Source organism: Micromonospora tarensis (genome assembly GCF_016803395.1).
In the GTDB taxonomy this organism is placed as follows: domain Bacteria; phylum Actinomycetota; class Actinomycetes; order Mycobacteriales; family Micromonosporaceae; genus Micromonospora; species Micromonospora tarensis.
Genome location: NZ_JAEVHL010000192.1, coordinates 1 through 12,696, shown reverse-complemented (window position 1 = coordinate 12,696; position 12,696 = coordinate 1). Strand labels below are relative to the sequence as shown.

The following is a 12,696-nucleotide window of genomic DNA, read 5'->3' as shown; positions in this document are numbered from 1 at the left end:
CAGCGCGGTGCCGAGCCGGCGGGCCTCGGTCACCAACCGGCTCGTGCCGCCGCGCGCCACCACGTCGGCCAGCCCCGGCAGTTCGATGCGTACGCCGGTCGCGGTGGCCGTCTCGGCGGCCCAGGGCCAGCAGGTCCGGCGTGCCACGGGGCGGGGTCGGCCCGGCCAGCAACGGCGACAGCGCGGCGGCGAGGAGCCGCCACACACTCAGTCGGGCACCGGCCGCGACCGCGTCCCGCAGCGGCGTCACCACCCGGGTCAGCGTCACCTGGTTGTCGGCCGCCAGCGCGCCCAACCGCCCACCGACGCCGGCGGCGTCCAGCTCACCGGCCGCCGCCAGGATCAGCAGGGCGTCGAGGGCAGCGACCCGGTCCACCTCGTGCCGGGCACACAGCCCGTACGCCAGCGCCAGGTCGAGGGCCGGACCGCCGACGCCGGTGCACTCGGCGAGCTGCGGCAGGACCGCGCCGAGCCCTTCGGCATCCTCCTGAGCGGCGCTGGCGACACCGGGCAGCAGGCGGGCGGCGACCAGACCCCGATGCCCCGGCAGCAGCGCCAGCCACAGCTCACTCCAGTCGGCGGACGCCTGCCCGACCGGGCGGACCGGCACGGTGAGCAGGCCGACCGGGTCCGCCACGCCCTCCGGCGGGGCGGTGGCGACGACGGTGCGCCGCACGGGCAGGTGGTCGTAGCCGTAGTCGAACCCGTGACGGCGTTCGCGCCGGCCGACCGTCACCACCTCCTGCACCGGCGCCGGTAGGGCGCCCCCGCGCAACCAGCCGGCCAGCTCGTCGCCGGCCGGGGTGCCGAGCGCCGCGGCGCGGGTCGCCAGCGCGTCGTGTCCGCCGACGGGCGTCCGCAGCAGCGCCTGGGTGAGATCCCACCGCCAGATCGGCCGGTCACCGAGGGCGAACAGCCGCTCGTAGAGCGCCGCCGGGTCGACGGCCCCGGTGACGGACGTCGGGGCGGCCAGCAACCCGGGGTCGTCCGAGCCGTCCAGACGCTGCCCGATCTCGGCGAGCCGGGCGCAGTAGACCTGCGTGAGCGGAGGCTGCTTGGCGAGCTCGACGCTCGACCGACGCCGGAAGAGACGTGCCGTCCAGGGCACCGACTGGCCGAGGATGCGGGCCCACTGGTCGCGCCGGTGGCGAGCCTCCGTCGGGGCGGCGGCGGCCAGCAGCACACCGTTCAACTGGGCCCTCAGATTGGACACCGCCCAGATGCCGTCGTGCCCCCGGACCTCCGCGCGTTGCAGCACCGGCAGCAGGGCGGCCGCCAGCCGGTCCCGGTCGCGGGTGGTCAGCCGGACCAGCCCGTCGAGGACCCGCTCCAGCGCCAGCGCGGGCCACTGTCGACCGAGCAGCCCGGCGATCTCCGCCACCAACTCGTCCACGTCGGTGATCGGCGGCGGGGCGAGCGCGGGCGGCACCGGCGGAGGCAACTCGTCGCCGGCCACCGCCACGGCGATCGTGGCGGCCGGCTGATGACCGTGCCGCCGCGCCAGCGCCAGCGCACGGTCGCGCAGGTCGCCGGAGGGCTGGGCGACACCCGACGCAAGGACCTCGGCGATCTCGGCCGCCCGCCCGGGGTGCTGCCGGGCCAGCCGGTCCAACCAGGACAGCTGGGCCCGCACCAGCGCCTTCTCCGGCCGACCCAGGACGACCCGCGCGGTGTCCAACACCGCATCGAGTTCCAGATCGCCGCCCGCGCCGCGCAGCGCCCCGCTGCGCCAGGGTGGCCACCGGCCCCGGCGCGTCGGCGAGCAGCCGCAGGTACGCGCTGGCCCGCGCGGTCACCTCGGCCGGCGTCGGTGTCAGCAGGTCGTGCAGGGCGAGGAACGGCCGCAGCGCGCCCGGCCGATCGCCGCGCAGCAGCCGGCCGACAACCCCGTCGAGCAGCACCGACCGGTCGAGCCGCCCCTCCGTCGCCAGCGTGGCCAACGCCGGGGGCACTCCCTGCCCGGCACCGTTGAACATCAGGTCGAGGCCGATCCCGTCCACCTCGAACAGCCGGGGCAGCAGCGGGTCCAGGAAGGGGTCGGCGCGTAGCCGGTCGAGCAGGGGCTGCGGCCGGCTCTCGTACCGCGCCATCCACAGCGAGTGCGCCCAACCGGCGACGAACGCGTCGCCCGTGGGCGGCGGCGCCTTCTCCGCCATCAGCAGCCCGGCGACGAAGTGCCAGCCGTCCCATGGACGACCGCGGGGCAGCCGCTCGGCCAGCCGGTACGCCACGTCGGCCAACCAGGGCACACCTCGCTGGCGGGCTGCCACGATCACCGGCTGGTGGTCGGCGCCGCCCAGCTCGACCCCCCGCCGACCGAGCAGGGCCGCCGTCTTCGGGGCGGTGCTCAACGTGCCCACCGCCGCCACCGCCAGGGCGGTCGCCTCCTTCCCCATCCACCAGTTGTCCCGCCGACGACGGACCTGGGCGACCAACTCGTCGCCGAGCGCCCGCCGGGCCGGCTCGTCCAGCGGACGAAGCAGCGAACCGACTGTCGACACGTCGCCGAGGGTCAGGCACCTGAAGAAGTCCGTCACACCCCCACCTCCGCCGGCGCTGCCACCATGGCGACGGCGAGGGCGTGCTTGCACGGGCCGCGCTGGCCCTGGTGTTTCGCCCACCACCGGCAGGTGCAGGTGTGGCTCCCGTCGGGCAGCCGGCGTACCCGGTAGTCCTCGTCGCCGCTGCGTACCGTGGCGTGCTCCCCGTCAGGGCGGACCGCGCCCTGCTCGACGAGCGTGCGCGCGCCGACCAGGCGGGGATTGTCCCGCTCGGCCCGGCCCGCGTCGTAGGGCATGACCCGGTGGAAGTAGGCGGCCTCGGCGACGTCGTAACCGACCCGTCCGGCGGTGCCGAGCTGGGCCAGCGCGGCGCGGACCCGGTCGTCGGACAGCCCGGCCGGGTCGGCCAGCGCGGCGACGTCGATCGTCGGGTCCCAGGAGAGCAGGCCGCCGACCAGCTCAGCGTCGTCGATCACGTCGTCACCGGCGAGCGCGAGCAGCGCGGCCCCCTCACCGGAGAACCCCCGGTACGGCTCGGGAGAGAGCGTCAGCGACAGCCGCAGCGACCCGGTGTCCAGCTCCCACATGCTCGGCAGGGCCGGCGAACCGGCACGCGCCGTCGGCCCGTACACCCGGAGGGTGTGGGCGTGCCGCAGCAGCCCGCGCAGCGCGGCGAGCCGCCCCGCGCCGGCCAGGCAGACAGCGCCCGGCGCCGGCCTCGAGGTCAACCGGAGGGTACGTCCGGCCGGTACCGCCCAGAGCACCGAGCGGTCGCTCGCCCCGGGCAGCCGGCGCAGGAACGTGGCCGCCTCGGCGGCCGGGATCTCGGCGCGTGGTTCGAAGCCGGCGGTGAGCACCTGCACCTCCGCGAAACCCCGCAACCAGCGGCCCGGCAGCGGGACCTTCCGCTCCACCACCGCACCGTCCATGGTGGAGACGGTGAGGTCGTCCGGGCCGACGGCCAGGTGCAACGGCTCGATCCCACCGACCCGGGCGAGCGCTTCGCGCAGGGGCGGGTTGACGTCCACGTTCGTGGTGCCGTGCCCGACGATCTCGCCGTCGAATCCGGCCGGGCCCACGTCCATCCGGGCGTACACCCCGCAGCAACCGGAGAAGGACTCGAAGCGCAACCGGGCCCGGCTGCCGGTGACAACCGGGTCCAGGCTGGCCGGGCTGACCGGTTGGTGGTAGCGGGTACGGGCCACCTCGGCCACGGCGAGCAGGCCCGCTGCCGCAGCCGCTGGCGTGGTGAGAAACCCGGAGAAGAACCGCGGATTGGCCGCCGGGCCGCCACAGGTCTGTAGGTCCAGTCCGGCGGCGCGCAGCGCGGACGGCTGGAGGTATCGGTACGTCTGAACGGCGTTCACGGCGCACACCGTAGAGCAACCGACCGACATCGTTCGATCACCAGCGGGCGGCCCACGGCCGCCCCGATTCAGTTGGCCGCGGCCGGCGGCAGCACCTCGTCGGCGCGGTAGGTGCCCAGCGGCATGACCACCGGTTCGGGGCCGGTGGCATCGACGAACGGGGTGGGCGAGTCGGCGACCGCGAACTGGGTCCGGTACAGCTCGGCGTAGAGGCCGCCGACCGCTACCAACTCGTCGTGCCGGCCCCGCTCGACGATCCGTCCGCCGTCGAGCACCAGGATCTGGTCGGCGTCGCGGACCGTGGAGAGCCGATGGGCGATGACCAGCGCGGTGCGGCCGGCGAGCGCCACCGACAGCGCCCGTTGCACCGCCGCCTCGCTCTCCGAGTCCAGATGTGCGGTCGCCTCGTCGAGGATCACGATCGACGGGGCCTTCAGCAGCAGCCGGGCGATCGCGATGCGCTGCTTCTCGCCGCCGGAGAACCGGTAGCCGCGCTCCCCCACCGTGGTGTCCAGCCCGTCGGGCAGCGACCGAACCAGGTCGGCCACCTGGGCGCCGGCCAACGCGGCCCAGATCTCGTCGTCGGTGGCGTCCGGCTTGGCGTAGCGCAGGTTCTCGGCGATCGTCTCGTGGAACAGGTGTGAATCCTGCGTGACGACGCCGATCTCGTCGCGCAGCGACGCCAGTGTCGCGTCGCGGACGTCCACCCCACCGACCAGCACCTGCCCGTCGGTGACGTCGTAGATGCGGGGAAGGAGCATGGAGAGTGTCGACTTGCCGGCGCCGGACGGGCCGACCAGCGCGACCATCTGCCCGGGCTCGACGCTGAACGAGACGCCCTTGAGCACCGGCTCGTTGACCGTCCGGTCGAGCGTCGCGACCTCCTCCAGGGAGGCGAGGGAGACCTCGGCGGCGCTCGGGTAGCGGAATCGCACGTCGCGGAAGTCGACCCGGCCGGTGCCGCGGGGCACCGGCACCGCGTCGGGCTTCTCCACGATGCCGGGCTCGAGGTCGAGCACCTCGAAGACCCGGTCGAAGGAGACCAGTGCGCTCATCACGTCCACCCGGACGTTCGAGAGCGCGGTGAGTGGGCCGTACAGGCGGGTGAGCAGCAACGCGAGCGTCACCACGGTGCCCGCGCTGACCCCGCCGGTCACCGCGAGCCAGCCACCGAGACCGTAGGTGAGCGCCTGCGCCAGTGAGGCGACCAGCAGCATCGCCACGAAGAACGTGCGGGAATACATCGCGGACTGGATGCCGATGTCGCGGACCCGTTCGGCCCGCCCGGCGAACCGCCGGGCCTCGATCTCGGGCTGACCGAAGAGTTTGACCAGCAACGCGCCGGCCACCCCGAACCGCTCGGTCATTGTCGCGTTCATCTTGGCGTCGAGGTTGTACGCCTCGCGGGTGATGTCCGCCAGCCGTCGGCCGACCCGACGGGCCGGGATGATGAAGATCGGCAGCAGCACCAGTGACAGCGCGGTGATCTGCCAGGAGAGGGTGAACATCACCGCCGCGGTGAGCACCAACTGGATGACGTTGCTGACCACACCGGACAGGGTGGAGGTGAACGCCCGCTGGGCGCCGAGCACGTCGTTGTTGAGCCTGCTGACCAGGGCGCCGGTCTGGGTGCGGGTGAAGAACTGCAACGGCATCCGCTGCACGTGGTCGTAGACCCGGGTGCGCAGGTTGAGGATGATGCCCTCGCCGATCCGGGCGGAGTACCAGCGTTGGGCCAGTGAGAGCAGCGCGTCCGCGACCGCCAGCGCGGCGATGAACAGCGCCAGCCGCACCACCAGCCGGCCGGCCTCGGTGCCACCCCGGTTGATCGCGTTGATCACGTCACCGGCGAGCACCGGTGTGGCGACACCGATGATCGCGGCCAACACCACCGTCGCCAGGAAGACGACGATGTCACGCCGGTAGGGCCGGGCGAACGCCACGATCCGGCGGGCCACCCCGCGCTTCAACCGGTGGGTGGAGACCTCGTCGCGGTTGCGCATCGACCGGAGCATGCTCCACCCGGCCATGCCACCGCCGGACATCGGGTTGGACACCGCTCACCTCCGGGTTGTCGGGCGGACCGCACCGTCAGGCCAATTCTCCCGACGACTGTGACAACCTCGGTCGTAACCCGGATCTTCCCGCGCGGTCCTTACCTAGCTATTCTCCCCGGCCAGCGAGGTCGCGCAGCCGGCGGGTCTGCGCCTCCCGCTCGGCGCGCTGCTGGTCGGCGTGCGACCGTCCAGCCGCTCCGGCGAGCAATGCCTTGATCTCCACCACCGCGTCCCGCGCCCCGGCGAGCAGGCCTGCGGTCAGGTCCTGGACCGCGCCGTCCAGCTCGGCCGGCGGGACGACCAGGGTGGCCAACCCGATCCGGTCCGCCTCGGCGGCGTCCAATCGCCGGCCGGTCGCGCAGATCTCCACGGCCCGCGCATAGCCGACCAACTCGACGAGGCGTTTCGTGCCGGCCAGGTCGGGCACCAGGCCAAGGGTCACCTCGGCCATCGACAGCTTCGCGTCCGTGGACAGCACGCGCAGGTCACAGGCGAGCGCGAGCTGGAAGCCCGCACCGATGGCGTGCCCCTGCACGGCCGCGACGGAGACCACATCCGGCCGGTGCAGCCAGGTGAAGCCCGCCTGGAACTCCGCGATGCGCTCGGCGCACTCCTGCTCGGGCAGGGTGGCCAGCTCGGCGAACGACCCCGGCCCGGAAGCCCCGGCCACCGCGAGGTCGAGGCCAGCGGAGAACGCACGCCCCTCGCCTCGGACCACCACCACGCGCACGTCGCCGGGCAGCTCACGGGAGAAGTCGCTCATCGCTCGCCACATCGCGGGCGTCTGGGCATTGAGCACGTCGGGCCGGCACAACGTCACCGTGGCAACCGGCCCGTCGCAGGTCAGCCGAACCCCAGTCGTCTCGGCGGTCACCGGACGCCCCAGGGATCGGCGCTGATGGACGACGCTGAGCGGCGGGTCACGCCTTCTTGCGGCGCCGGGCACCACCGCGCTGACGCAGCTGCACCCCGGACTCGGTGAGCACTCGGTGGATGAACCCGTAGGAACGGCCGGTCGAGGCCGCCAACGCGCGGATGCTCTCCCCCGAGGTGTACCGCTTTACCAGGTCCTTGGCGAGCGTCTGACGCTCGGCTCCGACGATCCGGCGACCTTTCTCAGTGCTGGTGGCTGTGCCAGTGGCTGCCATGCTGTGTCCTCACGTCCCAGACTGTGCGGTTCGGATACGGTCCCACCTATTAGACCGTCTCGGACGATCATGCGCCAGATATCAACTCTTCGCCAACCGACACGCTATGCAATGTCAGCTTCCCGATAGAGTGATCCTGGCGATGGGGACCACCGCCGCGTCCGGACCGCCCACCGGCGGGGGCTGGCCGCTGCCGACGACCCGTAGCCTTCAGCCGTGATCGATCTGCTGAGCACGACGGCGGGAGCGGCGGTCGTCTTCGCCGCCACCGACATCGACGACATCGTCATCCTGACGCTGTTCTTCGTCGCGGCCCGCACCACCGGCCGCCCCCGCGCCAGGCAGATCGTCGCCGGCCAATACCTGGGCATCGGCGCGCTCGCAGTGGCGAGTGCGGTGATCGCGGGTGGGCTGCTGGTGGTGCCGGACCCGTGGACCGGGCTGCTCGGCCTGCTGCCGATCGCGCTGGGTGTCCGCGCGCTGCGCGGCTCCGACGACGACGAGGCACCCGCGGTCGTCACCGGAACGCTTGGCGTGGCCGGGGTGACGATCGCCAACGGCGCCGACAACGTCGCGGTCTACGTACCCGTCTTCCGGGCCCTCGGCGTGGCCGACAGCGCGGTCTTTCTTCTGGTCTTCGTGCTGCTCATCGCCCTGTGGTGCGCCGTCGGAGCCTGGCTGGGCGGGCACCGCCGGGTGGTCCGGCTGGTCGAACGCGCCGGACACTGGCTGGTGCCGGCGATCTTCGTCGGCATCGGGGTGACGATCCTGGTCAGCTCGGGCGTGCTCAGCCGGCTGGTCGACCTGCTCGGCTGAGCACGCCGCCGGCGTCGCGCCGGCCGGCCAGCACCCGGCGCGATCAGGCCAGCTCGACCAGTTCGAGCAGGTCGTCGCTCCAGGCGTCCTCGTCCCCGTCGGGCAGCAGGATGGCGCGGTCCGGCTTGAGCGCCAGCACCGCGCCCGGGTCGTGGGTGACCAGGACGATCGCGCCCGGGTAGTTGGCGATGGCGTCGAGCACCTGCTCCCGGCTGACCGGGTCGAGGTTGTTCGTGGGCTCGTCGAGCAGCAGCACGTTGGCGCCGGAACAGACCAGGGTGGAGAGGGCCAGCCGGGTCTTCTCACCGCCGGAGAGCACCCCGGCCGGCTTGTTCACGTCGTCACCGGAGAAGAGGAACGCGCCCAGGATCTTGCGCAGGTCGGTGTCGGACTGCTCGACGGCGGCGGCGCGCATGTTCTCCAGCACGGTCCGCTCCACGTCAAGCGTCTCGTGCTCCTGGGCGTAGTAGCCCAGCCGCAGGCCGTGCCCGGCGTGCACCTCGCCGGTGTCGGGGCTGAGCAGCCCGCCGAGCATCCGCAGCAGGGTCGTCTTGCCGGCACCGTTGAGCCCCAGGATGGCCACCCGGGAGCCGCGGTCCACCGCCACGTTGACGTCGGTGAAGATCTCCAGCGAGCCGTACGACTTGGACAGGCCGGTCGCGGTGAGCGGGGTCTTGCCGCACGGCGCCGGGTTGGGGAAGCGGACCTTGGCCACCCGGTCGGCGACGCGCACCTCCTCCAGGCCGGAGATCAGCTTCTCGGCGCGGCGGGCCATGTTCTGCGCGGCCACGGTCTTGGTCGCCTTGGCCCGCATCTTGTCGGCCTGCGCCATCAACGCGCCGGCCTTCTTCTCGGCGTTGGCCCGCTCCCGACGGCGGCGACGCTCGTCGGTCTCGCGTGCCTCCAGGTACGCCTTCCAGCCCAGGTTGTAGACGTCGACGACCGACCGGGTGGCGTCGAGGAACCAGACCTTGTTGACCACCGACTCCAGCAGCGCGCCGTCGTGGGAGATCACGATCAGCCCGCCCTTGTGGTTGGCGAGGAAGCCGCGCAGCCAGGTGATCGAGTCGGCGTCGAGGTGGTTGGTGGGCTCGTCGAGCAGCAGGATGCCGCCGCCGTTCTCGCCCGCGTCGCGGAACAGGATCCGGGCCAGTTCGATGCGTCGGCGCTGGCCGCCGGAGAGGGTCCCGATGGTCTGCGCGAGCGCCCGGTCCGGTAGGCCGAGGTTGGCGCAGATCCGGGCGGCCTCGGCCTCGGCGGCGTACCCGCCCAGGGCGGCGAACTGGTCCTCCAGCGCACCGTAGCGACGGACCAGCTTGTCGTCGGCGTTCTCGGCGAGCTGGGCCTCGATCTCCTGCATCTGGGCCATCAACACGTCCAGGCCGCGCGCGGAGAGCACCCGGTCCCGGCCGGTCACCTCGAGGTCGCCGGTGCGCGGGTCCTGGGGCAGGTAACCGATCGCGCTGCGCTGGTCGATCTGGCCGGCGTACGGCTGCCCCTCGCCGGCGAGCACCTTCAGGGTGGTGGTCTTGCCGGCGCCGTTGCGGCCGACCAGACCGATCCGGTCACCGGGCTGCACGCGCAGGGTGGTGTCGGACAGCAGGATCCGGGAACCGGCACGCAGTTCCAGGCCGGTGGCAGTGATCATGGTTTCGGGCTCGCTCTCGGGGTCTGGAAGGCTGACTCGGGGCACGCGAAACGGCCGGCGGGCTCAAGGGCCCGACGGCGCGGGGCGGTTCAGCCTTCGCAGCGCAGCACCCGACAAGTGTACCGGGCGCCGCTGAGCGACCCGCCCGGATTACCGATCAAGATCATCGGGTACCGGAACGCTTGTCCGGACCCCCTCCGGCACTTCTGCGACGAAACATCACACAAACGACATTCACCGGCATACGGCGATCGGGGTCACCATGGAACTCAACGAGCGGGCCGAACTCGACACCTCGCAGGCCAACGACCTCGGTAGGGGTGGTGGATCCGGCGGCGGCGGCATCGGCATCCCGATCCCCGGCGGCGGCGGCCGGGGCGGCATCATCGGCATCGTGGTGGCCGTCCTCATCGCGCTGCTCGGCGGCGGCTTCGGCCTCAACGCCATGACCAACGGCGACGACGGCGGCCAGGCCGGGGGCGGCGACCTGGATCAGGCGTGTGCCACCGCCAACCCCGACCGTCTCGACGACGCGCGCTGCCGCAACCTGCTCTACGTCAACAGCATCCAGGCCTACTGGCAGAAGGCGTACCCGGAGCTGGGCAACGGGAAGTACGAGCCGACCGACACCAACTTCTTCCAGGCCGCCGTGAACACCGGTTGTGGGCAGGCCGATTCGGGCGTCGGCCCGTTCTACTGCCCCGCCGACAAGCAGGTGTACATCGACCTGAGCTTCTACGACGAGCTGGCCTCCCGGTTCGGGGCCAAGGGCGAGTTCGCCCAGCCCTACGTGCTCGCCCACGAGTACGGCCACCACATCCAGAACCTGCTCGGCACCAACGCCAAGGCCGGCCAGGGCGACCAGAGTGGCCCCCGCTCCGCCTCCGTCCGGCTGGAGTTGCAGGCGGACTGCTACGCCGGCGCCTGGGCCAAGCACGCCACCGAGAGCAAGGACAAGACCGGTCAGGAGCCGCTGTTCAAGTCGATCACCGAGACCGACATCAGCCAGGCCGTGCAGGCCGCCGAGGCGATCGGTGACGACAGCATCCAGGAACGCTCCGGTGGGCGGGTCAACCCGGACCAGTTCACCCACGGCACGTCCGAGCAGCGCAAGCGCTGGTTCAGCCAGGGTTACGACGGTGGCGATCCGAAGTCCTGCGACACCTTCGGCACCGACCAGCTCTGACCTTCCCCCGCGATGGTGGCGGGCCGCGCAGCGGCCTGCCACCATCGGCGCGAGCCCGGTCAGTCCAGCCGCGAGACCTGGTAGTGGGCGATCAGCCAGACGTCGCCGACCCGCCGCACGAGCACGCCCAGGTGGACGCTCAACGTCGGCCGGTCGGTGAAGCCGAAGTCGACCTCCAGGTAGCCGAGGACCAACTCGTCGGCGAGGCGTCGAGTCTCCCGGATCTGGTACGCGGCGGTCAGGCCCAGCGGCTGGGCGGCGTAGTACGCGGCGACGCCGGCCGCGCCGACGGTGTACGGACGCAGACCCTGGAAGATCGCGTCGTCGGTGAAGTACGACGCGACCCGCTCCGGCTCGTGGGCGTCGACCGCCGACTTCCACCTGTCGAGGACGGTCCGCAGGATCTGGGTCTCGGCACTGGACATGGTCACCTTCCCGGCTGCCGGGGCGGCTGACCCGGGTCGTTCGGATGCGGGGTCAACGGCGTCACGGTCTCGCGCCGCCAGGCCCGCAGCGGCATCGACGCGAGCACCGCCTCCAGTTCGTCCGCGTCCTCGGCCTGGAAGAGGCCCCACGTTCGCCACTCCCCCGGCGCCAACGGCGGCCGCCACAGGCGCAGCAGGTTGCCCTGCGCGGTCAGCTCGGCCGAGCGCGCCGCCTCCCGGCCGCGCATGCCGGCGACGTCCTCCTCCGACGTGCCGGCGGGCGCCGTCGTCATCATGTCCACCAGAAACTCCACGGGACCCATCCTCCGACCAGCAGCCCCGCACCACGCCGGGAACCCTCGTTCGGGTGTCGGTCGTCTCTCCTCGGGATCGACCGGCGCGGTCAGTCGGGTGCCGGGTCGCGCAGCCGGATTCGCACCGCTCGGGCCGCCGCCACCGCTGCCACCAGCACCGCGTGCCGAGGTTCCGGCACGTCGAGCAACCGCTCGGCCCGCAGCGGAACGAGCGGGGCCAACCGGCGGTCGGCCAGCACGGTGTCCACCGACCGCCGGTCGCCGCCGCACACCACCGCCGCCAGCCGCGACGCCTCCGGCAGCAGCAGCCGTACGGCCAGGTCCGCCGCGTCACCCATGGCGGCCTTGGCCTGGTTGTCGCGCCGGCGGGCGAACCGCTGCTGCGACCAGCCCCCCGCGGCGGTGCGCCCCTGCACGTAGCGGGTGTCCACCTTGGAGACGACGAGGTCACCACCCTCGGCCACGCCCACGGCGACGGCGCCCTTGCGGGCCAGCAGCAGACCGATCCGGCGGGGCGCGACGGCGGAGGCAACGAAGCCGGTCACGTCGTCGGCGGCCGGCGAGCCCGGTGCCGCGTACAGCTCGGCGGTGGCGCCGTCGGGGGCGGCGAGCAGCAGCCCGTACCCCTGGACGGTCGTGGTGGGCGGGCCGTGCCGGTCGGCGAAGCCCTCGACCCAGCGACGACGCGGGTCGGGTCGACCTCGATCCACCGGCCTCCCCCGGCTGCGGGTCGACTGGTCACCGCCCGACCGTACGGCACGGCCGGTCCGGACGGGTGGGCGGGACGATCAGCCCGGCAGCAGCGCGGCCACCGCCAGCGCGGCGATGAGGGCGCTGGAGAGCACGCCGGTGACCAGCCGACCACGCGGTCCGGTCAGCGCCCGGCCGACCACAGTGCCACCGCCGGCGATGAGCAGCTGCCAGCTCGCCGACGCCAGGACCACCCCGGCCACGAACAGCGCAGCCGGGAGCAGACCCGCGTCGGCCGTGTCCCGGCGACCGAGCACCAACGCGACGAAGTAGAGCACGGTCGTCGGATTCAGCAGGGTCAGCCCGAGCAGCGCCGCGTAGGCCCGGCCCGGGGTGCCGATGCCCCGACCGGCCCGGGCCGTCGGCGTCTCGCCCGCACTGTGGGCGGCCCAGGTCCGCCAGAGGCCGTGCGCGGCGAGCCCCAACAGGACCACGGCGGCGACCACCCGCAGCGGGCCGGCGGCCGGGGCGATGACCCCGGCCA

The 12,696-nt window shown here is 73.0% G+C and carries 11 protein-coding genes and 2 pseudogenes; 3 read left to right on the top strand and 10 right to left on the bottom strand.

From position 1 onward, the window contains the following. A pseudogene (locus JM949_RS26890) lies at positions 1-1,681 on the bottom strand (DUF6493 family protein); the annotation flags it as partial. On the opposite strand from JM949_RS26890, the gene JM949_RS37785 reads away from it, so the two are divergent. Beyond that, positions 1,671-2,048 (top strand): hypothetical protein, encoded by a 378-nt coding sequence (locus tag JM949_RS37785; RefSeq protein ID WP_238433950.1) that lies wholly within the window; start codon positions 1,671-1,673, stop codon positions 2,046-2,048. The pseudogene JM949_RS26890 and the gene JM949_RS37785 sit on opposite strands and share 11 nt — an antisense overlap. 485 nt (positions 2,049-2,533) lie before the next feature. Here the strand turns inward: JM949_RS37785 and JM949_RS26885 are convergent, their stop codons facing one another. From JM949_RS26885 to JM949_RS26870, 4 genes are all read right to left on the bottom strand, one after another. Next, positions 2,534-3,868, bottom strand: a complete 1,335-nt coding sequence (locus tag JM949_RS26885) for an SWIM zinc finger family protein (protein ID WP_203151038.1) — start codon at positions 3,866-3,868, stop codon at positions 2,534-2,536. Positions 3,869-3,936: 68 nt separating this feature from the next. Then, positions 3,937-5,913 (bottom strand): ABC transporter ATP-binding protein, encoded by a 1,977-nt coding sequence (locus tag JM949_RS26880; RefSeq protein WP_203151039.1) that lies wholly within the window; start codon positions 5,911-5,913, stop codon positions 3,937-3,939. A gap of 118 nt (positions 5,914-6,031) precedes the next feature. Continuing rightward, entirely contained in the window at positions 6,032-6,799 is a 768-nt protein-coding gene (locus tag JM949_RS26875) for an enoyl-CoA hydratase/isomerase family protein (protein ID WP_203151037.1), read from the bottom strand. A gap of 46 nt (positions 6,800-6,845) precedes the next feature. Next, positions 6,846-7,073 (bottom strand): helix-turn-helix domain-containing protein, encoded by a 228-nt coding sequence (locus JM949_RS26870; RefSeq protein WP_007462679.1) that lies wholly within the window; start codon positions 7,071-7,073, stop codon positions 6,846-6,848. 216 nt (positions 7,074-7,289) lie between these two features. Here JM949_RS26870 and JM949_RS26865 point away from each other — a divergent pair, with 216 nt between their 5' ends. After that, positions 7,290-7,889: a cadmium resistance transporter gene (locus JM949_RS26865; protein WP_203151036.1), complete on the top strand. Its 600-nt coding sequence runs from the start codon at positions 7,290-7,292 to the stop codon at positions 7,887-7,889. 43 nt (positions 7,890-7,932) lie between these two features. On the opposite strand, the gene JM949_RS26860 is transcribed toward JM949_RS26865, so the two are convergent. After that, positions 7,933-9,537, bottom strand: coding sequence for an ABC-F family ATP-binding cassette domain-containing protein (locus tag JM949_RS26860; RefSeq protein ID WP_203151035.1), 1,605 nt, complete (start codon positions 9,535-9,537; stop codon positions 7,933-7,935). 262 nt (positions 9,538-9,799) lie between these two features. Here JM949_RS26860 and ypfJ point away from each other — a divergent pair, with 262 nt between their 5' ends. After that, on the top strand, positions 9,800-10,723 hold the full coding sequence (gene ypfJ, locus JM949_RS26855; RefSeq protein WP_203151034.1) for a KPN_02809 family neutral zinc metallopeptidase: 924 nt from the start codon (positions 9,800-9,802) through the stop codon (positions 10,721-10,723). A gap of 59 nt (positions 10,724-10,782) precedes the next feature. Here ypfJ and JM949_RS26850 read toward each other — a convergent pair whose 3' ends face one another. The 4 genes and pseudogenes from JM949_RS26850 to JM949_RS26835 all read right to left on the bottom strand — a co-directional run. After that, the gene (locus tag JM949_RS26850; RefSeq protein WP_238433949.1) at positions 10,783-11,148 is read right to left on the bottom strand and encodes a Cif family virulence factor; all 366 of its coding nucleotides are present in this window, start codon (positions 11,146-11,148) and stop codon (positions 10,783-10,785) included. 2 nt (positions 11,149-11,150) lie between these two features. After that, positions 11,151-11,462 (bottom strand): muconolactone Delta-isomerase family protein, encoded by a 312-nt coding sequence (locus tag JM949_RS26845; protein WP_203151032.1) that lies wholly within the window; start codon positions 11,460-11,462, stop codon positions 11,151-11,153. Between the two features lie 89 nt (positions 11,463-11,551). Then, positions 11,552-12,204, bottom strand: a pseudogene (locus tag JM949_RS26840) (acVLRF1 family peptidyl-tRNA hydrolase). A gap of 46 nt (positions 12,205-12,250) precedes the next feature. Next, positions 12,251-12,696: LysE family transporter (locus tag JM949_RS26835; protein ID WP_203151030.1), on the bottom strand; the 446-nt coding region annotated here is incomplete at its 5' end.

Bases quoted from the DNA above. Each gene is read 5' to 3' on its own strand.
- JM949_RS26880 (WP_203151039.1), bottom strand. From the start codon at position 5,913: ATGTCCGGCGGTGGCATGGCCGGGTGGAGCATGCTCCGGTCGATGCGC.
- JM949_RS26870 (WP_007462679.1), bottom strand. From the start codon at position 7,073: ATGGCAGCCACTGGCACAGCCACCAGCACTGAGAAAGGTCGCCGGATC.
- JM949_RS26860 (WP_203151035.1), bottom strand. From the start codon at position 9,537: ATGATCACTGCCACCGGCCTGGAACTGCGTGCCGGTTCCCGGATCCTG.
- ypfJ (WP_203151034.1), top strand. From the start codon at position 9,800: ATGGAACTCAACGAGCGGGCCGAACTCGACACCTCGCAGGCCAACGAC.
- JM949_RS26850 (WP_238433949.1), bottom strand. From the start codon at position 11,148: ATGTCCAGTGCCGAGACCCAGATCCTGCGGACCGTCCTCGACAGGTGG.